This window comes from Terrirhizobium terrae, assembly GCF_030323265.1.
GTDB lineage: Bacteria > Pseudomonadota > Alphaproteobacteria > Rhizobiales > Rhizobiaceae > Neorhizobium.
The window spans coordinates 446,539-470,423 of sequence record NZ_CP104992.1; the positions used below are offsets into that span (position 1 = coordinate 446,539).

The window sequence follows — 23,885 nt, forward strand, 5'->3', positions numbered from 1 at the left end:
GTCGGGCCCCAAGGCCGGGCCCGACATGCTTTGATGGATCAGGCTGCCCGTCTTGGCGCAGCTGGAGCGTCAACCGCAGGAGCCCCCGGCTCGCGGATCTGCGTGCGCCGGTTCAGCTTGAACTGCTGCACCAGTTCGGCAAGCCGTGCCGCACCACTTGCAAGCGCCTGACTGACCTGGGTGGTATTCTCGACCATCGCCGCGTTCTGCTGCGTCATCCGATCAAGCTGCGCCACGGTATTGTTGATCTCCGAAAGACCGACCGACTGCTCCTGAGCCGCCGTCGCCAGCGACTGGACGTTCTGGTCGATGGAGGCGACGAAGGCTTCGATCTCGTGCAGCGCAGCACCTGTCTCGTCGACCAGCCGCACGCCTTCCGTCACCTCGCGACCGGAATTGTCGATCAGCGCTTTGATCTCCTTCGCCGCATTGGCCGAGCGCTGGGCAAGCTCTCGCACTTCCTGCGCGACGACGGCAAAGCCTTTGCCCGCCTCGCCTGCACGCGCCGCCTCGACACCGGCATTCAGCGCCAGAAGATTGGTCTGGAAGGCAATCTCGTCGATGACGCCGATGATCTTGGTGATCTCGGCAGAAGCTCCTCGATCCGCTTCATCGCAGTAATCGTCTCGCGCACGACGGAGGAAGAATTGGTGGCCGCCCCGAGCGCGTTCTTCACCAGCTTGCGCGTCTCTTCCGTATTGGCCGTGGAGGCGCGTACCGTCGAGGTCACTTCCTCCAGCGCCGCCGAGGTTTCCTCCAACGAGGCCGCCTGCTCCTTGGTGCGGACCGACATCTGGTCTGCCGCCTCGTGCATTTCCTGGCTGGATCCGTTCAGTATGCTGGTCTGCTGCAGCACGCCGACCAGCGTCTCCTGGAAGGCACCGATCGACGCGTTGAAGTCGCGGCGCAGCGGCTCGAACTCCGCGCCGAAGGGCGTGTCGATCGTCTGGCGGATGTTGCACTGTGCCAGCCTGCCGAGGCCGGCACCAAGCTCGTTGACCACCTTGACTCGGTCGGACACGTCGGTCGCGAACTTCACGACCTTGAACACCTTGCCGCTGTCATCGATGATCGGATTGTAGGACGCCTGGATATAGATCGGCGCACCGCTCTTGGTGACGCGCGTATACTGGCCTGCCGAGAAATTCCCCACAGCGAGGTCGGCCCAGAACTGACGGTATTCTGCCGAGCGCGCATAGTCGGGCTCGCAGAACATCGCATGATGCTTGCCGGCGATCTCGCTCAGCGAATAGCCGAGCCCGGCCAGAAAATTCTCGTTGGCGGTGATGATTTCGCCGGTCGGCGTAAACTCGATGACCGCCTGGGCACGCGACAGCGCATCGAGCTTGCCACGGTTCTCCAGCGCCACCTTGCGCGCTTCGGTAATGTCGGTCGCGATCTTGACCACCTTGTAGGGCGTTCCGCGGCGCATCAGCGGATTGTAGCTCGCCTCGATCCAGACCTCGCGCCCACCCTTGCCGAAGCGCTTGTATTTGCCCTGATCGAACGTGCCCTTGGCGAGCCGCGCCCAGAAGTCGGCATAGTCCTTCGACGCGGCTTCTGCCGGATCTACGAAGAGACGGTGATGCTTGCCGACGATTTCGGACAGCGAATAGCCGACCGTCCTGCAGAAATTTTCGTTGGCGGTGAGGATAATGCCGTCGAGATTGAACTCGATAATGGCCTGCGAGCGGTTCAGCGCTTCGACGAGGGCGGCATTGGACTGAATGTGGCCGAAAGGAATGCCGACCATAATAATCTCCAGCTCTTAAACAATGGACTGGAAATTAACCGGACACTTTTAAAATTTTAGTTAAATAAGCACAAACAAAACTAGGCCAGATCTATAATTAGCTCGGGCTAATTTTTCGCACAGAAAGCGAAAGGCCCGCACAGAGGCGGGCCTTTCTGTCGATTGCAGGTCGCAGGTTATGCAGCAGCGAGCTGCAGTTCCTTCTTGACGTTGGCGCGCAGCGTCGCGAGATCCTTGGCGAACAGGCGGATGCCGTCCGACAGCTTCTCGGTTGCCATCTGGTCTTCGTTCAGCATCCAGCGGAAGGTCTTCTCGTCCATCTTGATCGGCGCGATGGCGTCGAACTTCTCCGGCGAGAGCTTGCGCTCCAGCGTGCCTTCGGCCTTGTCCAGCTCGTCGAGCAGGTTCGGCGCGATCGTCAGGCGGTCGCAGCCGGCAAGGGCTTCGATCTCGCCGATGTTGCGGAAGGAAGCGCCCATGACGATCGTATTGATGCCGTTTGCCTTGTAGTAATTGTAGATCGCGCGAACCGAGACGACGCCCGGATCGGTCTCGGCCGTGTAGTCCTGACCGGTGGACTTCTTGTACCAGTCAAGAATGCGGCCGACGAAGGGCGAGATCAGGAATGCCTTGGCATCGGCGCAGGCGACGGCCTGGGCGTGGGAGAAGAGAAGCGTCAGGTTGCAGTCGACGCCTTCGGCCTGCAGCACTTCGGCGGCCTTGATGCCTTCCCAGGTGGAGGCAAGCTTGATCAGGATGCGGTCACGCTCGATGCCACGCTCCTTATAGGCGGCGATGATCTGGCGGGCCTTGGCGATGGAGGCTTCCGTATCGAAGGAAAGGTCGGCATCGACCTCGGTCGAGACGCGGCCCGGGACGAGTGCGGAGAGTGCTGCGCCCACATCGATTGCCATACGGTCGGCAACGGCTGCAACGACGGCATCATCCTGGCCGCCCTGCTTGCGGCCCCAGGCAATCGCTTCCTTTACCTTGTCGGCAAAGGCATCGGTACCGAGTGCCTTCAGAACGATGGACGGGTTGGTCGTGCAGTCCACCGGCTTCAGGCGGGCGACCGCTTCGATATCGCCGGTATCGGCGACGACAGTGGTCATGGAACGAAGTTGCTCTAGTTTCGACGTCATCCGAATGTTCCTCGCTGTTTGCTGCTCGACGCCTCGGCGCCGATTTTGCTCCTCAGGCATGTTATGTAGATAACATCCCTGGATGGTAAAGAAGTCAAGACATTTGTCCTTCGGAATTGACATATGTTTCAACGACGACAATATCATGGCGGGCGACGAAACGATTGAACATTTCGGTCGCCGGGAGGATGAGAACCGTTGGCGAGACTGAGACGCGAGACCCATATCAGCTATTCCGACGCGGCCTCGATCCGGCTTCGCGCTGCCTGGCTCTATTACAATCAGGGCCTGACGCAGAAGGATGTCGCCGAAAAGCTCGGGGTCAGCCGCTCCACGGTCATCCGCATGCTCGACGAGGCGATGAAGCGCTCCGAGGTTCAGATCTGGATTTCGGAAGGCGTCGATGCCTGCGTCGAATTGGCGATCGGGCTCGAAAAAGCCTACGGGCTCGATGAAGCGGTGGTCGTCCCGCTCCGCGCGACGGAAGTGCCGATGCGTTGGCAGGCGCAGTCGGCCTCGCACTCGGCCGCTTCCTCTCGGACGTTATTCAGGACGACATGACGATCGGCGTCGGCTGGGGCCGCACAATGACGGCGTCGCTTGCGAGCTTCCGCCCGCCGCGCCGGGAAAACTGCAAGGTCGTCTCGCTGCTCGGCGGCATCGTCGCCGTCCACCAGACCAATCCGATCGATTTTACCTGGCGCTTTGCGGGCCAGCTCGGCGCCGAGTGTTTTATGTTCCTCGCACCGCTTCTCGTCGACACCGTCGCCACCAAGCGGGCGCTGATAGACAAGTGCGGCCTGAACACGATCTACGACCTCGCTGAAAACCTCGACCTCGCCGTCGTAAGCTGCGGCGATATCGGCCCTCATTCGACGTCGCTGTCGGAGGGCTTCATCTCCAAGACGGAGCTGGAGCGGCTGATTGCATCGGGCTGCGTCTGCGACACCATGTTCAACTTCCTCGACGCGGACGGCAGATCCGTCGACACAGCCCTCAACGACCGCGTCATGTCGGTCGACCTCGATACGCTGAAGAAGGCGAAGCACATCGTGCTTTCGTCCGGTGGCGCCCATCGCGCCACCGCCATCCGCGCCACCATCCGCCGCATAGGCTGCAACACGCTGATCACGGACGAGGCGGCCGCGACGGAGTTGCTGAAGCTGGCGGAATAACCGGCTCAAACCTCATCAGGCCACAAGCGCGCGCCGTGCTGGACAAACAGGACTTCGACGCGATCGTCGTTCACTCTGTAAGCAACCACATAGGGCGTGCCGGACACAACGAGCTCGCGCGTGCCCACAATTTCGCCGGGCCTGCCGATGAAGGGATTGGCCGAGAGCAAGGTCGCTGTCTTTGAATGTATTTCGTTGACAACCCGACCGGCCGCTCGCGGATTTCTTTCGGCGATATAATCGCCGATTGCCTGGAGCTCGATGAGATATCGCCGCGTCCAGTGTATTTTCACGGCTAGGACGACGAGCTGTACTTGTTCAGAACGTCGGCGATTTCGGTGTCGGTGGCAAAGTTGCCCTGGTCAGCATCGTGGATGCCTTCCTGCACGCCCGCTACCCATTTCTCCTGCCAGGCCAGCGAGCGCCCGTTAGATAGCGCATCCTCGACGATCTGGCTCGGAGTCAGACGCGTGCGCTCGGCCAATCGATCGATCCGCCGCGACAGGTCATCCGAAAGCTCGACATTGCTTTTCATATCTGCATCTTCGCACAACGGAAGCAGCCTCGCAAAGGCAAATCACCTGTCGAGGCAGGTCACGCCTGCCGCGGCTCACGGATCGCTTTTCAAGCGGACACCCGCCTGAAGGTTAGGGATGCGAATTCGACTATGACGGCTCGGGCGTCAGTCGCCCGTCTCCCAGCCCAGCATCGCCCGCTTGCGGGTAAGCCCCCAGTGATAGCCGGTCAGCGCGCCATTCTTGGCGACGGCCCGGTGGCAGGGCACGACGAAGGAGATCGGGTTCGCGCCGACGGCCGCCCCCACAGCGCGGCTTGCGGTCGGCTGGCCGATATCGTTGGCGACGTCGGAATAGGTGACGGCCTTGCCATAGGGGATCTTCAACAGGCTCTGCCAAACCTTGACCTGGAAATCCGTGCCGATCAGCACGACCCGGAGCGGCCGGTCGCATTGCCATTTCGACCGGTCGAAAACACGGCCGACATAGGGCAGCGTCGCTTCCCGATCCTCCACATAGGTGGCATTCGGCCAGCGCCGCGTCATGTCCTCGAGTGCCTCGACTTCGCCCGCCTCGTCGGCGAAGGCGAGCCCCGCCAGCCCGCGATCGGTCACCATCACCAATGCAATCCCGAAGGGTGAATAGTGGAAGCCGTAGCGGATCGTCAGCCCCCACCCTTCGCCTTCCATTCACCCGGCGACATCGCCTCATGGGTAACGAACAGGTCATGCAGCCGTCCGGGACCGGATAGCCCAACCTCATAAGAGGTTTCAAGCAGCGGCAGGCCCTCCTGCCCGAGCAGCCGCTTGGCATGGTCGATCGTCACCGCCTGCAGGAAGGCTTTCGGCGAGAGGCCCGCCCAGCGGGTGAACAGCTTTTGCAACTGCGTCGGCGACTGACCGATTTCGGCGGCAATCGCCTCCAGCGACGGCTGCTCGCGATAGTCGAGCGTGATCATCTCGATCACCCGGCGCACGGTGTCGTAATCCGAGCCTTCCGGCGTCACGTCGGCTGCGGGTGTCGCAAATTGAGCGAGAGCATTCATGGTCTGTCTCCTTTCGCTCATATCTGCGCCTTTCGCCCCATCGAAACCACCCGTTTCTTGCCCATCAACATCATCCTGCTAAAGCCTGCGCGTCACGCTGGCGAGCGCCCCGCGAAACGCCGTGGCGAAACTCTCGCGATCATCCGGATTGAGGAAGGAACCAACCTCAGTGCCTCGCCCCTCCCCGGATACATACATGGAGGTAATGCCGAACTCTGCATGTCGGTTGACCTTGAACCGCGCCCAGAACGGATTGAACCGGTGCTCCACCATCCGTCCCGCGGCCGAGAACTTTCGGATCGAGACATTGCTGCGCGACACCGTCACCTCTTCCCGCTGCCGGCCCGAACGATAGCTCAGTTTCAGCGCCACATAGAGGCCGAGAAAGTCCAGCCCGAGAAACAGCCCGATCGGCCACGCGCCGGTCATCATGAAGAAGATGCCGTAGAAAAGGCAGACGACACCGGAGAGCACAAGGACGACCCGAAATCCCACCCTGCCGAGCGATCGGTAGGGCATCAACTCGGCAGCAAAGACCGGCGGGTCCTCTGCCATATGCGCGTTGCTTTCGCTCATGGGGCATGACTATACAGTCTGATGGCCGATCCGAAAATCAAATCCAGCACTGCCAAGAAGACCACCGCTCCGCGCAAGCCGAAGCGCTACAAGCCCGCCTATTCAAAGGAAGAAATGGTCGAGATCTTTCGCCGCTTTTCCATCCAGCGGCCGGAGCCGAAAGGCGAACTGGAACACGTCAATCCATTCACGCTGGTCGTCGCCGTCGCCCTTTCCGCTCAGGCAACGGATGCCGGCGTCAACAAGGCAACTCGCGCCCTGTTTAAAATCGCCGACACGCCGGAAAAGATGCTGGCGCTCGGCGAGGACGGCGTGATCGAGCATATCAAGACGATCGGCCTTTATCGCAACAAGGCGAAGAACGTCATCGCCCTCTGTCGCATGTTGATCGACGAGTTCGGATCGGAAGTGCCGAAGACCCGCGAGGAACTGGTTCGCCTACCGGGCGTCGGCCGCAAGACCGCCAATGTCGTCATGTCCATGGCCTTCGGCGTGCCCACGCTCGCCGTCGACACCCATGTCTTCCGCATCGGCAACCGCTGTCTCATGGCGCCGGGCAAGACGCCTGATGAAGTCGAGGAACAGTTCCTCAAGGTGATCCCGGAACAGTATCTCTTCCATGCCCATCACTGGCTGATCCTGCATGGCCGCTATACCTGCAAGGCGCGCAAGCCCGAATGCGAGCACTGCGTCATCGCCGATCTCTGTCGCTCGCCGGAAAAGACCTTCGACATCCCGGCGCCGCTGGTCGAACTGCCGCCTCAAGTCATTGGCCATGCCGCGCAGTGAGCCCGTCCAGGAGCGCCGCAATCGCCGCCTCGTAATCCTCGCGCCTTCCGCCGCAATCGATGGCGATCGCCGCCCGCTCGAAAGCCGAGGAGATCAGCGCCGTCAGCGGGTCAAGCAGCGCCAGATAGCTGGACCCCGCAAGCAGATGCGAGAGCCCGACCTTGAGCCCCTGCTCCGCCGGATCGTTGCCTCCGCCGGTATCACCGGCAAACTGCGCCGGCGCTTCCTTCAAAAGCAGCCGCGTCCGCCCCGGCACCGCCATCGCGTCGAAATAGGCCGAAGCCCCCTGCAGCAGCGCTTCTCGCGGCGACGAGGCATCCGCCGAGCGCGCATCGATATCGGCCGCCACCTGCTCCGCCTCCCGCTCGATCACCGCACGGAACAGCGCCTGCTTGTCGGCAAAGTGGTGATAGAGCGCGCCGCGCGTCACCTGGGCTTCCGCCACGATCTCCGGCGTCGCCGTCTCGGCGTAACCCTTTTTGATAAACAGCGCCCGCGCAGCATCCAGAAGCGCAGTGCGGGTCAGATCTGTTCGTTCACGATTGCTGCGTGGCATCACATCTCCACTATTTACATACAGACAGAATGTATTTATATAAACATACAGACTGAATGTATCTGAATAAACGGAGGAGTGAAAGTGATGAAAATTACCAGCTACTATCCCGTCATCATGACCGAGAACGTCGAAGGCACGGCCGCCTTCTATGTCGAGCATTTTGGCTTCGAGCCGCTGTTTTCGGCGGATTGGTACGTCCATCTGCAGTCGCGCGAGAGCGAGCATGTCACGCTCGCCATCCTTGACGGCAGCCACGACACGATCCCGGCATCGGGTCGCGGCAAGGTCGCCGGCCTGCTCCTCAACTTCGAGGTGGAGGATGTCGATGCTGTCTACGACCGGCTGAAAGCCGCCGGCCTGCCGATCAGGCTCGACCTGCGAGATGAAGATTTCGGCCAGCGCCACTTCATCACGTCAGATCCGAACGGCGTGCTGATCGACATCATCAAGCCAATCCCGCCAAACGCCGAATTCGCCGCCCAGTATGATGCTTCGGCGTTGCCAAGCTGAATCAGAGTAGCAAGCCCCCTCTGGCCTGCCGGCCATCTCCCCCACAAGGGGGAGAAAACTTGCGGCGATCTCCAAGGCACGATTTGGCCTTAGCGGTCCGGCTAGGTTAAGCCCTCCCCTTGTGGGGAGGGTTGGGAGGGTCTTCTATCTACGGAATCCCCTGCCGAATTACACCTTGAACCCCGGGTCGCGTGCCGAAATCTTCTTATGCAGATGCACCATCAGGCCGGCGGCAAAGAGCGGGGTCAAAAGGTTGACGAAAGGGATCGCCAGGAAGCCGGCGATCACCATGCCGGCAAGCATCACGGTCGAGCCGTGCTTTGCGCGAAAGGCACGCGCCTCTGCCGGCGGGCGAAAGCGCATCGCCGCGAACTCGAAGAATTCCCGGCCGAGCAGATAGCCGTTGACCATGAAGAAGGCGATCAGGTTGACGCCCGGAATGAACAGCAACAGTAGCGCGATGAAGTTGCCGACGATGACGACGCCAAGGAACTGGATCGAGCCCATGATCGCCTGGCCGAGCGGCAATTCGCGCCCGGGCGGATCATTGGGGTAATCGCGCTTCTCCACCACCGCCGCGACATCATCGAGAAACAGGCCGGCGATCAGCGCCGTGATCGGCGCAATCAGCAGAGCCAGCCCGAGCGCAAGACCGATGCTGGCCGCAACCGCCGCAACCAGCGTCAGCCAGCCGGTCCATTCAGGCATTGTCGGGAGGAAGGCCGCGAACCAGGGCCAGACGTAATAGGCGAAAGCCTCCCGGAGCGTGAACCACAGCCCGACAAGGATGAGCAGCGTCAGCCCCAGCATCTTCCAGAAAGCGGAACGGGTCTCGGGGGCGAAAAGATTGACGAGCGCAAGACGGGCGGCGTCGAGGATCATGAAAGGTCTCCGGCGGTTGGCGGGAGACATTTAGGCAATCATACCCCCTCGAACAAGCGTATCGACAAACGAACCGGCCGCCGCCTACAACCGAGGACACATTGCCGCATCGTCGTGATGGCGACCCGCCAGTGAAAACAGGAGCCAAGCATGGCAGATCTATTGGTTCTAGGCGCGACTGGTCTGGTCGGCAGCCATGTCCTGAAACTCGCGCTGGCGGATGATCGTGTAGACCGCGTCATTGCCCCGACCCGTCGACCGCTACCGGCTCACACAAAACTCCTGAATCCGATCGTCGATCTTGGCCAGGGCCTGCCGGAGGCCGACTGGTGGACGGTCGATGGCGTCATCTGCGCCATAGGCACGACGCGAAAGACGGCGGGTTCCGACGAGGCCTTCAGGGCTGTCGATTTCGACATCCCCCTCGCCGTCGCCAAGAAAACGCGTGAGAATGGCGCACGCAGTTTCGCGCTCACCTCGTCGATCGGCGCCAACGCCGCGTCCCGCCTTCTCTATACGCGCACCAAGGGGGAACTCGAGAACGCGCTTCGCGGCCTAGGCTTCCCGTCGCTGACGATCCTCAGGCCCGGCGTGCTTGGTGGCAAACGCGGCGAGTTCCGGCTCGGCGAAAAAATTGCAATGATTGTGCTCGGTGGGCTCGGTCCGCTGCTGCCCCACCGCTACCGCGTCAGCCCCGCCGAAGTCGTCGCGCGAAATCTGCTGGAATCGGCGCTGGCCGCGCGGCCCGGCGAACGGATCATCGAGACGGACCGCCTCTCCGCCTGAACATGCATGAGACCTTTGCGATTAGTCCTTGCGGCACGTCATGATGAAACGCCGGTAGACCAGAGTCCGCAGCTTGTTCCTGATATCGGCCCTCTTGCGCTGCGCGCGGGAGATCGGCGCATGCGGATGGATTGTTACGTCGGCGAAGCCGGCATCCTTGAGCAGCGGCATGACCATATCCGGCCGCAAGCCCTTGCCGAAAGGCAGCGCCTGCATGATCCGCGCATGCCGTTCACCAAGTGCTCCGTCATAATTCCGGTCCGCGCCGACCAGCCGGTCGATCCATGAGATCAGCGTCTGCGCCAGACGGCCCAACGGTTTCGGCTCCGCCCAGTCTCCGTCGAAGAACAATACCCTGCCGCCTGGCTTCAGCACCCGGTGCCAGTCGGCAAATGCCTGTGCCGGCTCGGTCAGCGTCCAGACCAGATGCCGGCAGATGATCGCGTCGTAGTGTCCGTCCGGCTCCATCGTGTTCTCGGCATCGGCCAGGATGAAGCGCAGCCGCGGCTTGCCGGCATGCTTTGCCCGCGCGACCTTCAGCATAGCTTCGGAAAAATCGAGTGCGGTCACGTCATGGCCGAGATCGTGGATCAGCCGCGTTACCTCGCCAGTGCCACAAGCAAGCTCCAGCACCCGCTTCGGCTCGTCGCCGAGAAGCGCCCGCATCGGCGCCTGCCACGCATCGGCCTCCGGACCGGCCGGAATGCGATGCCCGAACGCGAGATCGAAGGTCTGCGACCGCTTCGACCAGTAGGAACGGATTTCCTCCTTGAGATCGAAATTGGCTCCCTCATACCGGCTGCCATCCATCGCTCAAGCCATCCTGTACTGGATGTTGAACCGGCCATGCACGGCCGATCTTTCGATATGAGCCCGCACCCCGAAGACATCGGCGATCAGCTCTTCCGTCAGCACCGTTTCCGGTGGCCCCGCCGCGATCACCTCGCCCTTGCGCATCACCGCGAGGCTGTCGCAGAACATCGCCGCGAGGTTGAGGTCGTGCAGCGCCACGACAGACGTCACGCCCAGCCTCGTCACGAGCGACAGGATGTCGAGCTGATGCTGGATGTCGAGATGGTTGGTCGGCTCGTCGAGCAGCAGCTCGCTCGGCGCCTGCGCTAGCGCTCGGGCGATATGCACCCGCTGCCGCTCGCCGCCGGAAAGCGTCTGCCACAGCTGGCCGGAGCGTTCGCGCATCCCGACCCGGCCGAGCGCCTCATCAATCGCGGCCTCGTCGCCGGCATTCCAGGTCGACAGCAGCCCGCGATGCGGCGTCCGCCCGAGCTGCACGACGTCGCGCACCGTCAGCTGCGTATCGGTGGTCGACTGCTGCTCGACGAAGGCGATGCGCTTTGCCAGCGCCGTCCGTGGAATGGAGGCGATGTCATCGTCGCCGAGACGGATGATGCCGCTCTTCACTTTCCTCAAACGGCAGATCAGCCGCAGCAGGCTAGATTTTCCCGATCCGTTCGGGCCGAGCAGGCCGAGGATCTTGCCCTTTTCCACCGACAGGCTGACGCCGTTGACGATAAGCGCTTCGCCTGCGGCATAGCTGACATTGTTGACCGCGATGCTCATGCCGTTTTCCGCGCCTTGTAGAGGATGACCGCAAAGGCCGGAGCGCCGAACAGCGCCGTCACCACGCCGATCGGCAGGATCTGCTGCGGCACGATGATGCGCGAGACGATGTCGGCACCGACCATGAAGATCGCCCCGCCGAGTGCCACGGCCGGCAAAAGCCGCGCATGACCCGGCCCGACGAGAAAGCGCGCTGCATGGGGAATGACGAGGCCGACGAAACCGATCGAGCCGACCATGGAAACGACACCCGCCGTCATCGCCGCCGTCGTGGCAAGCAGCACGATCTGGGTGCGCCGCACGGCGATGCCGAGAGAGGCCGCGGCATCCATGCCGAAGGCGAAGGCATCCAGCGCCCGCACATGTGCGAGACAGATCAGGAAGCCGGCAAGCGTGATCGGCGCCGAGAGATAGACATCCGGCCAGCGCACGCCGCTGAGTGACCCGAGCAGCCAGAACAGCACGCCGCGCGCCTGTTCGGCATTGGCGGACGTGGTGACGACATAGGATGTCAGCGCGTTGAATAGCTGCGAGATCGCCACGCCGCAGAGAATGATGCGCTCGCTCGTGCCACCCGTGCCGGCGGCAAGCACGCCGACCAAAAGGAAGGCGACAACCGCGCCGATGAAGGCACCACTGGAGAGCGTCAGCACGCCGTAGCCAAGCCCCAGCACCATAACCGCGACGGCACCCGTCGAGGCACCGGCCGATATGCCGAGCACATAGGGTTCGGCGAGCGGATTGCGCAGCAACGCCTGCAGGATCGCGCCGCAAAGTGCCAGCGATGCACCGGCGCTTGCCGCCACCAGCGCCCGGCTGAGGCGATAGTCCCAGACGATGCCCTGATGGATGCGGCTCAGTTCGAATTCGGCGCCGAACAGCCGATTGGCGACAGCCTTCGCCGTGGTGCCGACCGGGATGGCAATCTCGCCGATCGATACGGCGAGACTGACCATCACCGCGAGAATGACGATTGCGGCAATGGTGAGCGCGGAAAGCGCCCACCATGCCGGACGTAACGGATAGGCTTGGCTCACTGCGACAGACCGAAGGACTTGATACCCTTGGCCAGCGTTTCGATGCCCTCGATTGTGCGGATCGTCGGGTTCATCGACTGGGCGTCCATCATCACGAAGCGCTCGTTCTTCACCGCGTCGAGTTCCTTCGTCACCGGATCGGTCTTCAGGAAATCGACCTTGACGGCCGGATCATCGGCGGCATAGCGACGGCGATCCATGGTGGCGATGACGATGACCGAAGGATTGAACTGGGAGATCGTCTCCCAACCGACCAGCGGCCATTCCTCCTCGGTCGTCACGACGTTCTTGGCGCCGAGCGTCTTCAAGATATAGGCCGGTGCGCTGTTCTTGCCCGCGATGAAGGCATCGCCCTTTACTTCCTTGCTGGAGAACCAGAAGACGACCGGCAGGTTCTTGCCCGCCGCACCGGCAACGGACGCAACAGCCTCGGCTTCACGCTTCTTCAGGTCGGCGATCAGCGCGTCGCCGCGATCCTTGATATCGAATATCTGCGCCAGTTCGCCGATCTCCTGGTAGATCAGCTCCATGGTGAAGAGCTCCTTGCGTACGCCGTCACCACCGTCGGTATTGACCTTGGCGACGCAATCGGCCGGCGCGACATAGGTGTTGATGCCGAGACCGGAAAACTGCTCGCGCTTGCCGACCGATCCTTGCGTGCCGACATGCCATTCGAATTCGGCCGCCACCAGATCCGGCTCCTCGCCGACGACGGATTCGAAGCTCGGGTCGTTATCGGAAAGCCGTTTGATCTTGGCATTGGCCTCCGCATATTGCGGCAGGACCGGACCGACCCAGACGCCGGTGCCGGCTATCCTGTCTGCGAGACCGAGCGAGAACAGGATTTCGGTCATGCCCTGACCGATCGACACGATTTTTTCCGGCGCCTTATCGAAGGTCACCGACTGGCCGCAATTCTCGATCGTCAGGGGATATTGGGTGGCCGCAAAGGCGGATGCCGCCATGGCACCGAGGCCGACGGCGAAGGCAAGACTAGAAATGATCTGACGCATGAGAAACCTCGATCTGGAGGAGAAAGGACAGGCACGGACGGCAGCGCGAAACGCACGGCGACAAGGTGCTAGCGGCGAAAAGCCCAATCGAGACGGAGGAAGGCCTTTCGGCCGAGGTTCAGGTCAATCATGTCTGTTCCTTCCCGAGCATCCCCGCCCGGCTGATTGGATGGTCATTGATGGCAGGTCTCCTGGCTCGCGAATGTCTGCCTTCCATCTACCTTCCCGTGCGGTCTCGCACAGTGGCATGGCGCCTTTCGGCACCCAGGGATGGACGGCAATCCGCTTACAGTTGCGGGGGCAGCCACGGTCTTGACCTCATCGGCCTCACCGCGTTCCCTATTATCCCCTCCGAGTCATCATCGGGGAACCATCGGCTCGCAGTTAGGCCGATCGGGCCATGAGCGTCAAGCAGAAGGTCCGCATTGCAGAAAGTGCAGGCCGGCAGGATTTCGTAAGACAAAATCTTCACATTTAGTTATGTAATAACGTTACGAACTCTCTAGCGAGCATTTCACACCGTGTCCAGCGCTTTCACGCGTACAGTAGATCGCGGACTGGGACAGCCGTATTTCCACCGGGCAGCCGGATACCCAGGCACTGGTCTTCCGGGCACCGCGATCCATATTAGAACCTCAGCACTTCAGATCCGCTGCATCGGAAGCAGCCTGAGATTGGCAAGAGGGGCGTCGATGGGAGAGTTTGTGCGTGCGGCTGAGTAAAGCGAGTTGGGCAGATAGCCGGATGGGCCGCATCGTCTCGGAATTCGACTGGTCGAAGAACCCGCTGGGCCCGATCGAAGACTGGCCGACGTCGCTCAAAACCATCGTCGACGTGACGCTCAGTTCGAAATTTCCCCAGGCCGTCATCTGGGGGCCTGAATTCATCACCATTCACAACGATGCCTTCCTGCCTATTCTCGGCAAGAAGCCGCTGGCCATTGGGCGCTCGTTTGCCGACATATGGGCGGAAGCCTGGAGCGAAATCGGACCGATCGCCGACAGAGCTTACGCTGGCGAGCCGACCTATATCGAGAACTTTCCGTTGCGGATTAAACGCAACGACTATGATGAACTTGCCTATTTCACATTCTGCTACAGTCCCCTGCGCGACGATGAGGGTAGGATCGCCGGCATGGTCGATACCGTGATAGAGACGACGGACACCGTACGCGCGAAACAGACCCAGGACGTGTTGCGACGGGAACTCGTCCATCGGGTCAAGAACACCATGGCTGTCACCAATGCGGTCGTCAGCGCCTCCATGCGCCATGCCATCAGCCTTTCCGAAGCACGCGAGACGATTACCCGGCGTATCGACGCACTCGGCAAGGCGCAGAACCTCATCTCCGCCTCGGACGACAGCGTCTTCCTGCAGGATGTGGTGGCCAACGCGCTTGCGCCCCATCTGGACAGGGATGAACGCGCCACAATTTCCGGACCTGCAGCCAGACTCACATCCGAGCAGGCGACTGGCCTGTCGCTTGCGATCTATGAACTGGCGACCAATGCTTTGAAATATGGCGCTCTCTCTGCCGATGAGGGTCACGTCTCAATCCGCTGGACTATCGACGAGGAGAAGGCGCTTCGCTTCGAGTGGCAGGAAAGCGGCGGCCCGACGGTCTCAGTACCGTCCCGCACCGGCTTCGGCTCACGGCTGAACAACCAGATCGTCGCCTCCTATTTCCACGGCAAGGCCGAGACCGCCTACCTGCCTGAGGGCCTGCAATTTCATCTGACTGGCTCGCTCGCTGCCGACACTGAACAGGCATAGACATCGGATAGGCCGCGCTTCACTGCCCCCACCAGCCGAAAGTTCCGACAAGACAGGCATATGCAGGATCATGTCTGCTGCCGCTCCGAACGGATTGCGGAGACAGACATGGCCCATGACATAACGACATTGATGACACGCAATCTGCATGACGTGTTCGGCGAAGGGGATGCCGATCGCCGGCGAAAGGCAATTGATGAAATCTTCGCCGAGGATGCGGTCTTCTACGAACAGGACAGCATCCATCGCGGCAGGGACGAGATCGCCAATATCGCCGGCATCATCCGCAACACCCATCCGGATTTCCGCTATACGGTCGTACGCCCGCCGGAACAGCTGCATGAAACGGCTGGCCGGATCCAGTGGGTCTCCGGCCGGCCGGGAGAGCCACCGGCCTATGCGGGAACGGATATCATCGTGGCACGGGATGGAAAAATCGCAGCGGTCTATCTCTTCTTCGACCAGCAGCCGTGATGGCGGCAATAGCCAAAGAAAGGAGGCTACTCCATTCCCTTCAGCTCTTCCCGCTGCCTGATCATCGTCAGGAATACGCGATAGTCGCGGTCGTAACCCGCCTTGCGGGACGGGTCAGGCAGGCGCTCCTCGCCGCCGGCATCCATCGCCCTGCCCGCGTCGAACAGTGAGCCATGCAGACCACCGGCGACCGAAGCCGTCATCGCCGTGCCGAGCAGCACGGCATCGCGCATTTCCGGCAGCACGACCTTGCGTCCGGTGACGTCGGCATAAAGCTCGATCAGAAGCGGGTTGTTCACATGCCCGCCGGTGACATGCAGCGTTTCGAACCGGTAGCCGAAGCCGGCCATCGCATCGAGGATGTGGCGAATGCCGAGCGCGATCGCCACGCAGCCCCGCCAATAGAGCCTGCACAGCCCGTCGAACGACGTGTCGAGCGTTAGACCGCTGATCACACCGGTCGCATGGGGGTCGGCAAGCGGCGACCGGTTGCCGTGAAAATCCGGCAGGATGTGAAGGTTCGGGGCAATGTCATGCCCCTCGTCCTCCTCGGCTCGGCGCGCAGTTCGCCGATCCGGTCGATGATGCGGCCATGTAGCTCCGACGTCGGCTCGCCACCCGCCGCATGCATGCGCACGATATGGTCGAGCAGCGCGCCGGCAGCCGACTGCCCGCCCTCCACCAGCCAGTGATCGGGCAGCACCGCTTCGTAATACGGCCCCCAGAGACTGCGCCCAGGCTTCTCGTCCTTGGTGAGCGCGACAATGCAGCTCGACGTGCCGCCGATCAGCGCCACGCTCGTCTCCAGCCGCGATCCGCTGGCGGCACTGCCGAGCGCCCCGAAGGCACCGGCATAGGCATCGATCAGGCCCGGGGCCACTGCGACGCCCTCGTCCAACCCGAGCGTTTCCGCCGCCTCCGCCGTCAGGCGACCGAGGCTTGATCCGACCGGTGCCGTGTCCTCCGGCAGCCCCGCCCGCTCCATCAGGTCATCGAGACCGGCAAGCGCCAGATAGTCGCGCTTCCATCCCGGCGTCTCGTGCGCGACGTAATTCCATTTGGCCGTGACGGTGCAACGCGACCGCGCCGTCGAGCCTGTCGCCTTCCATGTCAGGAAGTCGGCCAGATCGAAGATGAAGCCAGCCTTGGCCCAGCTCTGCGGCAGCTTCTCCTTCAGCCATTTGAGCTTCGGCATTTCCATTTCGGGAGACAGCGATCCGCCGGAATATTGCAGCACCGCATGACCGGTAGCCGAAAGCTCCCCGGCCTGCCGGATCGCCCGGTGATCGAGCCAGACGATCGTATCCTGCCGGTTCTCTCCGGTGGTCGAGACGCTTAGCTGCTGCCCTTCGGTATCGCGTACAACAAGCGAACAGGTCGCGTCGAAGCCGATCGCAGCGATGCGCGAGGCATCAAGCCCGGCCTCCGCCATCGCCGCCTTGACCGCAATGCAGGTCGCAGCCCATATGTCTTCGGAGTCATGTTCGGCGTGATTGTCCCGTGGCCGGAACATCTTGATCGGATGCTTCGCCTTGGCGAGCGAGCGACCCTCACGGTCGAAAACCCCGGCACGCGCACTGGTCGTGCCGATATCGACCGCAACGATGTGATCACGCATCCGGATCTTTTTCCTGTCCCTGTGTCGCTCGCTGCGGCCGGTCCCCGACGCGCAATCAGAGCGCTTGCCGGGACATCGGGCCGCCGCGGCCCTCCATATAGTTTTGCACAAGGTGGAGCAAATCCGGCATGGCGTCAAACACCACATCGGGAGAAAGAGCGTCGATCCGCTCCCGATAGCCGGGAACGGAAGCATGCGAGCCGCCGGTGAAACCGAACACTGTCATGCCGGCGCGCTGCGCTGCCTCGATGCCGGCTGGGCTATCCTCGATGACGATGCAATCCTTTGGATTGAAGCCCATCTGGCTTGCCGCATGCAGGAAAAGATCCGGCGCCGGCTTGCCGTTTTTCACCATGCTGGCACTGAATATATGCGGTTCCAGCTTGTCGATCAGCCCGGTGATGGTCAGCGACAGGCGGATACGGTCGGGATTGCTGGACGACGCCACGCAGCGCGGCGTCTGGAGCCGATCGAGCGCCTCGGCAATGCCGGGTATCGGCTGCAGTTCCTTCTTGAAACGGCTGTAGAGGTCGAGCCGCATCGCTTCGAGGAATTCGGGGCCCGTATGAAACCCGTATTCCTCGTCCATCACCTGCTTCATCGTGGCAAGGCTGCGGCCGAGGAAGCGGCGATAGGCTTCCTCCTCGGCCATGTCGACGCCATGCCGGTTGAGAGCCTCGACAAGCACGCGAACCGAAAGCGGCTCGCTATCGACGAGAACGCCGTCGCAGTCGAAGATCACTAATGGTCCGGCACGGTCAGCCACGTATCACCTCATTCCTGAACCAGCTTGTCGTCGAGATAGAGCTGCAGCGTCTTCGCCGTGCCTTCCGCCCAAAGCGTCTTCAAGGCATGGGCAAAGCGCTTGCGGAACAACTCGTTCTTCGACACTTCGCCAAAAATCTCGTCGAACACCAGGAAGGCATCCGGATCATCCTTGGCCTTCAGCGCCGCTGCCTGCAGCTTCTCGGCGCTCGTGTCGTTGAACACGATCTTGCGGCCACTGTCCGACGTCCCGGCGAAGTAGCGGCACCACAGAGCGGAGACCAGCGACAGGCCGATAATGTCGTCGCCCTTGGCCAGGCGATCGCGCGTCGAGGGCAGGATGAACTTCGGCTGGCGGTTGGAACCGTCCTGCGCCAGACGCGGAATGGTGTCGCCGATCTTCGGGTTCAGGAAGCGGCGCTCGATCAGGTCGAAATATTCGTCGAGATTGGTATCCGGCACCGGCGGCACGATCGGGATGATCTCTTCCTTCTCCAGCTTGGCGAGGAACGCCCGGATCAGCGGATGTTCCATCGCCTCGTGGACGAAGTGGATGTCGAGCAGCTCGCCCGGGTAGGCGATCGTCGCATGGCCACCGTTGAGGATGCGGATCTTCATCAGCTCATAAGGCGCGACGTCCGGCACGAACTGCACGCCGACCTCTTCCAGGCGCGGACGACCGGCCGGGAAGTTGTCTTCCATCACCCACTGCTTGAACTCTTCGCAGAACACCGGCCAGTTGTCGTCGATGTTGAAATCGTTCTTCAGGATGTCGACTTCGCGCTGACCGGTTGCCGGCGTGATGCGGTCCACCATCGAGTTCGGGAAGGCGACATTCTCGTGGATCCACGTCGCGAATGCCGGGTCAGACATCTTGGCGAGCCCGATGACGGTGTTTTCCGTCACATGGCCGTTTCCGGGAATGTTGTCGCAGGACATGATCGTGAACGGCGGTACACCGCGCTCACGACGAAGCTTCATGCCCGCGAGGATCAGGCCGAACACCGTCTTCGGTGCCGTCGGGTTTTTACCGTCCTCCACCATCGCCGGATGGGCTGGATTGAAGTGACCGGCGGCATCGATGAAATAGCCGCCTTCGGTGATCGTCATGGAAACGATGCGGATTACCGGATCGGCAAGCTTCTCGACCAGCGCGTCCTTTTCGTCCGGCGCGATGATGTCGATCATCGGCGCGGTGACGCGCGCGCCGGTCTTGTTGTTGTCCTGCTCGACCACGGTCGTCAGGTAGTCCTGCGCCTTCAGCTTGTCGCGCATGGCGGCATCTGACGGCATGACGCCGGCGCCGATGATCGCCCAGTCGTGGCCCTTGCCCGTGTTGAACAGGTCATCGAGATAGATCGCCTGATGGGCGCGGTGGAAATTTCCAACGCCGAAATGGATGATGCCCGGCTTCAGGCTCTTCGGGTCGTAGGCCGGCACAGCAGCCGTTGCTGCGGCATCCTTGAGGCTTGCCAACGAAAGCTTCACAGTCATTTTCTCATACTCCGGTTGGCCTGAACTCCCAGGCCGATTGGATAATCAGGCCTTGATGGCAAGGCCCTTGTCGTCGAAACGGTGCAGTCTGCTCTCATCCGGCGTCAGGTACACGGTATCGCCGTGACGGGCGCCGAATTCGCCGCCGGCACGCGCCGTCATCTGGCCGATGCCCTCGACATCGAGATGCAGGAAAGTATCGGCGCCGAGATGTTCGGCGACCGAGACGGTCCTTTCCATGTGCCGCTCTCCTTCGACAGCGTCAGATGTTCGGGACGGATACCGGCCGTGGCCGCGCCCTTCGCCTTGGCATAGTCGCCGGTGATCATGTTCATCCGCGGCGAGCCGATGAAGCCCGCAACGAACAGGTTGCGCGGCGTGTTGTAGAGTTCCATCGGCGAACCGACCTGCTCTATATTGCCGCGATTGAGCACGACGATCTTGTCGGCCATGGTCATGGCCTCGATCTGGTCGTGGGTAACGTAGATCATCGTCGTCTTCAGCTGGTTGTGAAGATCGCTGATCTCGAGACGCATCGTCCCGCGCAGAGCAGCGTCCAGGTTGGACAGCGGCTCGTCGAACAGGAAGGCCGAAGGTTCGCGCACGATAGCACGGCCGATCGCCACACGCTGGCGCTGGCCGCCGGAAAGCTGCGACGGACGGCGCTCCAGATAGTCGGTGAGGTTCAGCACCTTGGCAGCGGCCTCGACCTTCTTGTCGATCGCCGACTGCTCCATCTTCGCCATCTTCAGCGGGAAGGCGATATTCTTGCGCACCGTCATATGCGGATAAAGCGCGTAGGACTGGAACACCATGGCAAGACCACGTTGGGCCGGAGCCGCGTCGGTAACGTTCTTGCCGTCGATGGTTATCGAACCGCCGGTGACGTCTTCGAGACCGGCGATCAGGCGCAGAAGCGTCGACTTGCCGCTACCCGATGGGCCGACGAAGACGACGAATTCGCCGTCCTTGATTTCGAGATCGACCGAGGGAATGACCTTGGCTTCGCCGAAGGTCTTCTGCACGTTCTTGAGAGTAATGCTGCCCATGAGACGAATTCCTTACTTAACCGCGCCAAACGTGAGGCCGCGAACGAGTTGCTTCTGGCTGAACCAGCCGAGGATGAGGATGGGTGCGATCGCCATGGTCGACGCTGCTGAGAGCTTTGCCCAGAACAGGCCTTGCGGTGACGAGAAGGAAGCGATGAAGGCCGTCAGCGGCGCCGCATTCGTGGTCGTCAGCTGGATGGTCCAGAACGCTTCGTTCCAGGCAAGGATGATGTTGAGGAGCAGCGTCGAGGCAATGCCCGGCACGGCCATCGGCGTCAGCACGTAGACGATCTCTTTCCAGAGGCTCGCACCGTCCATCCGCGCCGCTTCCAGGATCTCGCCCGGAATTTCGCGGAAATAGGTGTAGAGCATCCAGACCACGATCGGCAGGTTGATCAGCGTCAGCATGACGGTGAGGCCGACACGGCTGTCGAGCAGGCCGAAGGTGCGGAAGATGATGAAGATCGGCAGAAGAACCGCGACCGACGGCATCATCTTGGTGGAGAGCATCCACATCAGGATGTCCTTCGTCCGCTTGCCCGGCGCAAAGGCCATCGCCCAGGCGGACGGGATCGCGATGATCAGCGCCAGGATGGTGGAGCCGAGCGACAGGATCACCGAGTTCATGAACGGCTTGAAATAGTCGCGCTGCGTCTGCACCGTGACATAGTTCTCGAACGTGCCCGACGGGATCAGGCTGAAGCCGGCAATGGCTTCCTGCTCTGTCTTGAGGCTGGTGATGACGGCGTAGAGGATCGGAAAGAAGATGAGGAGCGCCACGACCCATGCTGCGATGGTCCAGCCGATCTTGGCTCCGGTGGTAACTTTGCGTGCCATGATCTTATCCCCTACTTGTCCAGGTTCTTGCCGACGGCGCGCATCAGGAAGATGGCGACGATATTGGCGAGAACGACGGCGATGATGCCACCTGCAGCCCCGCCGCCGACGTCATAGCCCAGGCGTGCCGTGCGGTAGATGAGGAAGGTGAGGTTGGTGGACGCGTAACCCGGGCCGCCATTGGTGGTGACGAGGATTTCCGCATAGATGCCGAGCAGGAAGATCGTCTGGATCAGGATGACGACCGTGACGGCGCGCGAAAGATGCGGGATCGTCAGGTAGATGAAGCGGTTGACGAAATTCGCGCCGTCCATCTCCGCGGCTTCCTTCTGCTCGCTGTCGAGCGACTGCAGCGCGGTAAGCAGGATGAGCGTCGCAAACGGCAGCCACTGCCACGCAACGATGATGATGACCGAGAAAAGCGGATATTGCGCGAACCAGTCGATCGGTTGAAGCCCGAAGAACTTGGCGACGTCGGCGAATACGCCATAGCCCGGATGCATCAGCATGTTCTTCCAGATCAATGCCGCGACCGGCGGCATGACGAAGAAGGGCGAGATGACGAGAATGCGCACGATCCCCTGACCGAAGATCGGCTGGTCGATCAGTAGTGCGATCGCGGTACCACCGATGACGGTTATGGCAAGCACGCCGAGCACCAGGACCAGCGTGTTCCAGATCGACTGGAAGAAGGCCGGATCGGTGTAGAAATACTGGTAATTGAAGAAGCCTGCGAACGAGACGTTCATCGGCGTCAGCAGGTTGTAGTTCTGGAACGAGTAGTACAGCGTCATTGCGAGCGGTACGACCATCCAGACGAGAAGAACGATGACGGAGGGCGCCATCATCAGGCGAGCCAACGTCTTGGTGTTTTGCGTTGCCATCTTGAGCGACCCTCCCCGGAGCCATTTCAGCTCTAATTGCCGTGCCTTGTGTTCGGGCGGGAACCGCGGCGCGGGAGCATGATCTTGTTTTTATAGGGTAGCCGGCGAACACGACGAGATGTGCGCAGGCGGAATGTTCCCGTCAGGTAGACTGCCCGGCCGCATCGGCGACCGGGCAGTTTCTTCTTGGGAGGTTACTTGATGTAGCCGGCGCGGGTCATGTCGCGGGTTGCCGTTGCCTGAGCGGCGGCAAGCGCGTCGTCGACCGTGGACTGGCCGGCGATAACAGCCGAGAAAAGCTGACCGATCGTGGTGCCGAGAGCCTGGAATTCAGGGATCGCGACGAACTGGCCACCCGTGTAGGGCACCGGCTTGACGGTCGGCTTAGTGATGTCGGCAGCAGTCATGGCAGCGAGCGTCGGTTCGGCGAAGGCTGCAGCCTTCTTGTAGTCCGCGTTTTCGTAGAGCGAGGTACGCGTGCCCGGAGGAACGTTGGCCCAGCCTTCCTTGGATGCGACGAGAGCCGTGTATTCCTTGCTGGTTGCCCAGGCGATGAACTTCTGCGCGGCTTCAGCCTTCTGCGAAGAGGCTGGAACGGCGAGGTTCCACGACCACAGCCAGTTGCCGTGGTTGTTGACGCCTTCCTTGGACGGGAAGATCGCATAGTTGACCTTGTCGGCAACCGTCGATTCCTTCGGGTTGGAGACCATGGAGGCTGCCACGGTGGCGTCCATCCACATGCCGCACTTGCCCTGCTGGAACAGCGTCAGGTTTTCGTTGAAGCCGTTGGAGGACGCGCCGGCCGGACCGGCTTCCTTCATCAGGTCTGCATAGAACTGCAGCGAGGCCTTCCATTCCGGCTGGTCGAACTGCGGCTTCCAGTTTTCATCGAACCAGCGACCACCGAACGAGTTGGTCAGCGCCGAGATGAAGGCCATGTTTTCGCCCCAGCCGGCCTTGCCGCGAAGGCAAATGCCGTTGATGTCGTTGCTGCGGTCGGTCATCTTCTTCGCCGCATCGGCGATGAATTCCCAGGTCGGGTTTTCAGGCATCTTCAGGCCGGCCTTTTCGAGAAGGTCGGTGCGATACATGATCATCGCAGATTCACCGTAGAACGGTGCCGCATAAAGCTTGCTGTCGACAGAGAGGCCGCCGCGGATCGCCGGCAGCAGGTCATCCATGTCGTAATTATCACCGAGACCGTCGAGCGGCAGCAGCCACTGCTGCTTGGCCCAGATCGGAACTTCGTAATTGCCGATGGTGACGATGTCGTACTGGCCGCCATTGGCAGCGATATCGGTCGTGACGCGCTCGCGAAGAACGTTTTCTTCGAGCGTGACCCAGTTGACCTGGATATCCGGGTTCGCCTTGGTGAATTCAGACGTCAGACCCTGCATGCGGATCATGTCGGAATTGTTGACGGTCGCGATGGTGAGGGTTTCGGCAGATGCCGCAGTGGCAACAAAAGCCATGGCCGAGCAGGCGCCCAGCAAAAAGGTCTTCAATGTCATATCTTCCTCCCGAGAAGATGTTAGCGAGCATTCGCTTTGCTCATGGGCAATTACTTACTAAGCCCTCTCGGAAGTCAACAGAGATTCGTCGCTGCACTGCGATTAAAACGTTTTAAATTA

At 61.4% G+C, this 23,885-nt stretch carries 20 protein-coding genes, 5 pseudogenes and 1 riboswitch; of the genes and pseudogenes, 6 read left to right on the forward strand and 19 right to left on the reverse strand.

Annotation, left to right across the window (positions count from 1 at the left end; genetic code table 11):
• Nucleotides 1-38 precede the first annotated feature (38 nt).
• Nucleotides 39-1,753, reverse strand: a pseudogene (locus N7E02_RS10255) (methyl-accepting chemotaxis protein).
• Nucleotides 1,754-1,929: 176 nt separating this feature from the next.
• Nucleotides 1,930-2,895 carry a transaldolase gene (gene tal / locus N7E02_RS10260; RefSeq protein ID WP_286581800.1) on the reverse strand — a complete coding sequence of 322 codons (966 nt, stop codon included), beginning with the start codon at nt 2,893-2,895 and terminating at the stop codon, nt 1,930-1,932.
• A gap of 198 nt (nt 2,896-3,093) precedes the next feature.
• Here tal and N7E02_RS10265 point away from each other — a divergent pair.
• Nucleotides 3,094-4,070 (forward strand): annotated as a pseudogene (locus N7E02_RS10265) (sugar-binding transcriptional regulator).
• Nucleotides 4,071-4,075: 5 nt separating this feature from the next.
• Here the strand turns inward: N7E02_RS10265 and N7E02_RS10270 are convergent.
• The 4 genes and pseudogenes from N7E02_RS10270 to N7E02_RS10285 form a co-directional block, all read right to left on the reverse strand.
• The gene (locus tag N7E02_RS10270; protein ID WP_286581801.1) at nt 4,076-4,363 is read right to left on the reverse strand and encodes a type II toxin-antitoxin system RelE/ParE family toxin; all 288 of its coding nucleotides are present in this window, start codon (nt 4,361-4,363) and stop codon (nt 4,076-4,078) included.
• 2 nt (nt 4,364-4,365) lie between these two features.
• A complete protein-coding gene (locus N7E02_RS10275) occupies nt 4,366-4,605 on the reverse strand; it encodes a CopG family ribbon-helix-helix protein (RefSeq protein ID WP_286581803.1) in 240 nt (79 codons plus the stop codon).
• A 147-nt stretch (nt 4,606-4,752) separates the two neighbouring features.
• Nucleotides 4,753-5,630, reverse strand: a pseudogene (locus N7E02_RS10280) (methylated-DNA--[protein]-cysteine S-methyltransferase).
• A 78-nt stretch (nt 5,631-5,708) separates the two neighbouring features.
• Entirely contained in the window at nt 5,709-6,206 is a 498-nt protein-coding gene (locus N7E02_RS10285; RefSeq protein ID WP_286581804.1) for a DUF2244 domain-containing protein, read from the reverse strand.
• A gap of 21 nt (nt 6,207-6,227) precedes the next feature.
• Here N7E02_RS10285 and nth point away from each other — a divergent pair, with 21 nt between their 5' ends.
• Nucleotides 6,228-6,995, forward strand: a complete 768-nt coding sequence (gene nth / locus N7E02_RS10290; protein WP_286581806.1) for an endonuclease III — start codon at nt 6,228-6,230, stop codon at nt 6,993-6,995.
• On the opposite strand, the gene N7E02_RS10295 is transcribed toward nth, so the two are convergent.
• Nucleotides 6,973-7,551 carry a TetR/AcrR family transcriptional regulator gene (locus tag N7E02_RS10295; RefSeq protein ID WP_286581807.1) on the reverse strand — a complete coding sequence of 193 codons (579 nt, stop codon included), beginning with the start codon at nt 7,549-7,551 and terminating at the stop codon, nt 6,973-6,975. The genes nth and N7E02_RS10295 overlap by 23 nt on opposite strands.
• Before the next feature lie 87 nt (nt 7,552-7,638).
• Between N7E02_RS10295 and N7E02_RS10300 the strand changes: the two genes are divergently transcribed.
• Complete coding sequence (locus N7E02_RS10300) at nt 7,639-8,064, forward strand: VOC family protein (RefSeq protein WP_286581809.1); 426 nt, start codon at nt 7,639-7,641, stop codon at nt 8,062-8,064.
• A gap of 168 nt (nt 8,065-8,232) precedes the next feature.
• On the opposite strand, the gene N7E02_RS10305 is transcribed toward N7E02_RS10300, so the two are convergent.
• On the reverse strand, nt 8,233-8,946 hold the full coding sequence (locus N7E02_RS10305) for a sulfate transporter family protein (protein ID WP_286581811.1): 714 nt from the start codon (nt 8,944-8,946) through the stop codon (nt 8,233-8,235).
• 150 nt (nt 8,947-9,096) lie between these two features.
• On the opposite strand from N7E02_RS10305, the gene N7E02_RS10310 reads away from it, so the two are divergent.
• Nucleotides 9,097-9,732 (forward strand): NAD-dependent epimerase/dehydratase family protein, encoded by a 636-nt coding sequence (locus N7E02_RS10310; protein WP_286581813.1) that lies wholly within the window; start codon nt 9,097-9,099, stop codon nt 9,730-9,732.
• Between the two features lie 21 nt (nt 9,733-9,753).
• On the opposite strand, the gene N7E02_RS10315 is transcribed toward N7E02_RS10310, so the two are convergent.
• From N7E02_RS10315 to N7E02_RS10330, 4 genes are read right to left on the reverse strand one after another with little or no spacing between them, the layout of a single operon-like run.
• The gene (locus tag N7E02_RS10315; protein ID WP_286581815.1) at nt 9,754-10,542 is read right to left on the reverse strand and encodes a class I SAM-dependent methyltransferase; all 789 of its coding nucleotides are present in this window, start codon (nt 10,540-10,542) and stop codon (nt 9,754-9,756) included.
• 3 nt (nt 10,543-10,545) lie between these two features.
• Nucleotides 10,546-11,310, reverse strand: a complete 765-nt coding sequence (locus N7E02_RS10320) for an ABC transporter ATP-binding protein (RefSeq protein ID WP_286581817.1) — start codon at nt 11,308-11,310, stop codon at nt 10,546-10,548.
• On the reverse strand, nt 11,307-12,347 hold the full coding sequence (locus N7E02_RS10325; protein WP_286581818.1) for a FecCD family ABC transporter permease: 1,041 nt from the start codon (nt 12,345-12,347) through the stop codon (nt 11,307-11,309). The genes N7E02_RS10320 and N7E02_RS10325 overlap by 4 nt, the downstream gene beginning before the upstream one ends.
• A complete protein-coding gene (locus N7E02_RS10330) occupies nt 12,344-13,360 on the reverse strand; it encodes an ABC transporter substrate-binding protein (RefSeq protein WP_286581820.1) in 1,017 nt (338 codons plus the stop codon). The genes N7E02_RS10325 and N7E02_RS10330 overlap by 4 nt, the downstream gene beginning before the upstream one ends.
• A 164-nt stretch (nt 13,361-13,524) precedes the next feature.
• A riboswitch (cobalamin riboswitch) is annotated at nt 13,525-13,750 on the reverse strand.
• A 318-nt stretch (nt 13,751-14,068) separates the two neighbouring features.
• Between N7E02_RS10330 and N7E02_RS10335 the strand changes: the two genes are divergently transcribed.
• Both N7E02_RS10335 and N7E02_RS10340 read left to right on the forward strand, forming a co-directional pair.
• The gene (locus tag N7E02_RS10335; protein ID WP_286581821.1) at nt 14,069-15,133 is read left to right on the forward strand and encodes a sensor histidine kinase; all 1,065 of its coding nucleotides are present in this window, start codon (nt 14,069-14,071) and stop codon (nt 15,131-15,133) included.
• Nucleotides 15,134-15,241: 108 nt separating this feature from the next.
• Entirely contained in the window at nt 15,242-15,607 is a 366-nt protein-coding gene (locus N7E02_RS10340) for a nuclear transport factor 2 family protein (protein WP_286581822.1), read from the forward strand.
• A gap of 26 nt (nt 15,608-15,633) precedes the next feature.
• Here the strand turns inward: N7E02_RS10340 and N7E02_RS10345 are convergent.
• From N7E02_RS10345 to N7E02_RS10375, 7 genes and pseudogenes are all read right to left on the reverse strand, one after another.
• Nucleotides 15,634-17,225: pseudogene (locus tag N7E02_RS10345) on the reverse strand (FGGY-family carbohydrate kinase).
• Nucleotides 17,226-17,280: 55 nt separating this feature from the next.
• Complete coding sequence (locus N7E02_RS10350; RefSeq protein WP_286581823.1) at nt 17,281-17,991, reverse strand: HAD family hydrolase; 711 nt, start codon at nt 17,989-17,991, stop codon at nt 17,281-17,283.
• Between the two features lie 8 nt (nt 17,992-17,999).
• On the reverse strand, nt 18,000-19,484 hold the full coding sequence (locus tag N7E02_RS10355; protein WP_286581825.1) for a mannitol dehydrogenase family protein: 1,485 nt from the start codon (nt 19,482-19,484) through the stop codon (nt 18,000-18,002).
• Between the two features lie 45 nt (nt 19,485-19,529).
• A pseudogene (locus N7E02_RS10360) lies at nt 19,530-20,533 on the reverse strand (ABC transporter ATP-binding protein).
• A gap of 12 nt (nt 20,534-20,545) precedes the next feature.
• The gene (locus tag N7E02_RS10365) at nt 20,546-21,370 is read right to left on the reverse strand and encodes a carbohydrate ABC transporter permease (protein WP_286581826.1); all 825 of its coding nucleotides are present in this window, start codon (nt 21,368-21,370) and stop codon (nt 20,546-20,548) included.
• Nucleotides 21,371-21,381: 11 nt separating this feature from the next.
• The gene (locus tag N7E02_RS10370; RefSeq protein ID WP_286581827.1) at nt 21,382-22,254 is read right to left on the reverse strand and encodes a carbohydrate ABC transporter permease; all 873 of its coding nucleotides are present in this window, start codon (nt 22,252-22,254) and stop codon (nt 21,382-21,384) included.
• Nucleotides 22,255-22,448: 194 nt separating this feature from the next.
• Nucleotides 22,449-23,765, reverse strand: a complete 1,317-nt coding sequence (locus tag N7E02_RS10375; protein WP_286581828.1) for an ABC transporter substrate-binding protein — start codon at nt 23,763-23,765, stop codon at nt 22,449-22,451.
• Nucleotides 23,766-23,885 lie beyond the last annotated feature (120 nt).

Excerpts from the sequence above, each read along its gene's own strand:
- N7E02_RS10305 (WP_286581811.1), bottom strand. The coding sequence starts at position 8,946 with ATGATCCTCGACGCCGCCCGTCTTGCGCTCGTCAATCTTTTCGCCCCC.
- N7E02_RS10295 (WP_286581807.1), bottom strand. The coding sequence starts at position 7,551 with ATGCCACGCAGCAATCGTGAACGAACAGATCTGACCCGCACTGCGCTT.
- N7E02_RS10315 (WP_286581815.1), bottom strand. The coding sequence starts at position 10,542 with ATGGATGGCAGCCGGTATGAGGGAGCCAATTTCGATCTCAAGGAGGAA.
- nth (WP_286581806.1), top strand. The coding sequence starts at position 6,228 with ATGGCCGATCCGAAAATCAAATCCAGCACTGCCAAGAAGACCACCGCT.
- N7E02_RS10320 (WP_286581817.1), bottom strand. The coding sequence starts at position 11,310 with ATGAGCATCGCGGTCAACAATGTCAGCTATGCCGCAGGCGAAGCGCTT.
- N7E02_RS10365 (WP_286581826.1), bottom strand. The coding sequence starts at position 21,370 with ATGGCACGCAAAGTTACCACCGGAGCCAAGATCGGCTGGACCATCGCA.
- N7E02_RS10340 (WP_286581822.1), top strand. The coding sequence starts at position 15,242 with ATGGCCCATGACATAACGACATTGATGACACGCAATCTGCATGACGTG.
- N7E02_RS10310 (WP_286581813.1), top strand. The coding sequence starts at position 9,097 with ATGGCAGATCTATTGGTTCTAGGCGCGACTGGTCTGGTCGGCAGCCAT.
- N7E02_RS10285 (WP_286581804.1), bottom strand. The coding sequence starts at position 6,206 with ATGAGCGAAAGCAACGCGCATATGGCAGAGGACCCGCCGGTCTTTGCT.
- N7E02_RS10300 (WP_286581809.1), top strand. The coding sequence starts at position 7,639 with ATGAAAATTACCAGCTACTATCCCGTCATCATGACCGAGAACGTCGAA.
- N7E02_RS10370 (WP_286581827.1), bottom strand. The coding sequence starts at position 22,254 with ATGGCAACGCAAAACACCAAGACGTTGGCTCGCCTGATGATGGCGCCC.
- N7E02_RS10375 (WP_286581828.1), bottom strand. The coding sequence starts at position 23,765 with ATGACATTGAAGACCTTTTTGCTGGGCGCCTGCTCGGCCATGGCTTTT.
- N7E02_RS10275 (WP_286581803.1), bottom strand. The coding sequence starts at position 4,605 with ATGAAAAGCAATGTCGAGCTTTCGGATGACCTGTCGCGGCGGATCGAT.
- tal (WP_286581800.1), bottom strand. The coding sequence starts at position 2,895 with ATGACGTCGAAACTAGAGCAACTTCGTTCCATGACCACTGTCGTCGCC.
- N7E02_RS10355 (WP_286581825.1), bottom strand. The coding sequence starts at position 19,484 with ATGACTGTGAAGCTTTCGTTGGCAAGCCTCAAGGATGCCGCAGCAACG.
- N7E02_RS10330 (WP_286581820.1), bottom strand. The coding sequence starts at position 13,360 with ATGCGTCAGATCATTTCTAGTCTTGCCTTCGCCGTCGGCCTCGGTGCC.